At 30.5% G+C, this 2,029-nt stretch carries 2 protein-coding genes; both read left to right on the top strand.

The features are described from left to right. Nucleotides 1-243: 243 nt before the first annotated feature. On the top strand, nt 244-945 hold the full coding sequence (gene rpsB, locus B3630_RS03450) for a 30S ribosomal protein S2 (RefSeq protein WP_346895531.1): 702 nt from the start codon (nt 244-246) through the stop codon (nt 943-945). A 128-nt stretch (nt 946-1,073) separates the two neighbouring features. Further along, on the top strand, nt 1,074-1,994 hold the full coding sequence (gene tsf / locus B3630_RS03445; protein WP_346895529.1) for a translation elongation factor Ts: 921 nt from the start codon (nt 1,074-1,076) through the stop codon (nt 1,992-1,994). The last annotated feature ends 35 nt before the right edge of the window (nt 1,995-2,029 follow it).

The following is a 2,029-nucleotide window of genomic DNA, read 5'->3' as shown; positions in this document are numbered from 1 at the left end:
TGTCTTTTAAAATTCTAGAATTAATATATATTAATTATGAAAAATTATTAATATAATTTTAAATAATAAAAATTTTAAATTAACCTTGTTATTTGGAAATAAATTTGTTGAACATTGATTTTCTATATGATATAATACACAAGGTAAGAAAATACACACACTACTGAATTTATTAAAAGGTGCTTTAAGGAGTATTTAATAAAAATGATGGTAGTGGAGGAAAAAACCAGGAGGTATATTAAAATGGCAGTTATTTCAATGAAACAATTATTAGAAGCAGGTGTTCATTTTGGACATCAAACAAGAAGATGGAACCCTAAAATGGCTCCATACATCTTCACTGAGAGAAATGGTATCTATATCATTGACTTACAAAAAACAGTTAAGAAAATTGATGAAGCATATGATTTCATAAAATCAGTATCAGAAGAAGGAAAAGATATATTATTTGTTGGAACTAAAAAGCAAGCTCAAGAAGCTATCCAAGAAGAAGCTATCAGATCAAGCATGCATTTTGTAAACAACAGATGGTTAGGTGGAATGTTAACTAACTTCAGAACTATTAAAACAAGAATAGGTAGACTTGAAGCATTAGATAAAATGGAAGAAGATGGAACCTTTGATGTTCTTCCTAAAAAAGAAGTTATTCAACTTAAAAATGAAAGAGAAAAACTAGAAAAGAACCTTGGCGGAATTAGAAACATGGATGCTAAGAATATTGGAGCTTTATTTATAGTTGATCCAAGAAAAGAAAAAAATGCTATACTTGAAGCTAAAACATTAGGAATTCCTGTAATAGCAATAGTTGATACAAACTGTGATCCAGATGATGTTGACTATGTAATCCCAGGAAATGATGATGCTATAAGAGCAGTTAAATTAATAACTGAAAGATTAGCAGATGCTATAATTGAAGCAAGACAAGGTGAAGAAATAGCTGAATAATATAGCAGCGTTCTAAGTAAATTTCAAACAGCCTCATCTATGGTTGTAAAACATATGAAATTTTAAAGGTAGATGAGAGAGAAATCTTTCATTTACCTTTTTGTTAGGAAATTAAAGGAGGAATAAAGATGATAACAGCAGCAATGGTAAAAGAGTTAAGAGAAAGAACTGGATCAGGAATGATGGATTGTAAAAAAGCTCTTAGCGAAACAAATGGAGATATGGAAAAAGCAGTAGAAGTTTTAAGAGAAAAAGGATTAGCAGCAGCAACTAAAAAAGCTGGAAGAATAGCAGCTGAAGGTATAGTTACTACTTATATATCAGAAGATATGAAAATAGGTTCTGTAGTAGAAGTTAACTGTGAAACTGACTTCGTTGCAGCAAACGATGACTTTAAAGCATTAGCAGCAAATGTAGCTAAAATGGCAGCAACTACTAATGTAACTACGGTAGAAGGATTATTAGCGGAAAAATATGCTGGAGATGATAGCATAATTCTTCAAGATGCTGTTACAGCTCTAATTGCAAAATTAGGTGAAAATATGTCTGTTAGAAGATTTGAAAAGTTTGTAGTTGACAATGGAATAATTCAAAGTTATATTCATGGAAATGGGAAAATAGGGGTTTTAGTTCAATTAGCTTGTGAAAAGCAAGATGAAGTATTAAAAACAGTTGCTAAAGATGTAGCAATGCAAGTAGCAGCAGCTAACCCATTATTCTTAAACAAAGATCAAGTAGATAATGAATCTTTAGAAAAAGAAAAAGAAATTTACAGAGTTCAAGCTCTTAACGAAGGAAAACCAGAAAACATAGTTGAGAAAATGGTTATGGGAAGAATAAGCAAATACTACAAAGAAGTTTGCTTAGTAGATCAAGTATGGGTTAAAAATGGAGATTACACTATAAGCAAGTATCTTCAAGAAGAAGGAAAGAAACTTGGAGCAACTATGGAAATTGTTAAATTTGCAAGATTTGAAAGAGGCGAAGGAATAGAAAAGAAAGAAGAAAACTTTGCTGAAGAAGTTCAAAGACAAATGCAAGGAAAATAATACAAGATAATATTAAAGAGAACCTAGGTTCTCTT

Origin of the sequence: Clostridium sp. UBA7503 (genome assembly GCF_002477055.1) — a bacterium.
Classification (GTDB): Bacteria; Bacillota; Clostridia; order Clostridiales; family Clostridiaceae; genus Clostridium_J; species Clostridium_J sulfidigenes.
The sequence above is the reverse complement of the archived record's forward strand: the minus strand, read 5'-3'. Positions and strand labels throughout refer to the sequence as shown.

What these genes read in the sequence shown, in the direction of transcription:
- rpsB (WP_346895531.1), top strand. Translation starts at nt 244, where the DNA reads ATGGCAGTTATTTCAATGAAACAATTATTAGAAGCAGGTGTTCATTTT.
- tsf (WP_346895529.1), top strand. Translation starts at nt 1,074, where the DNA reads ATGATAACAGCAGCAATGGTAAAAGAGTTAAGAGAAAGAACTGGATCA.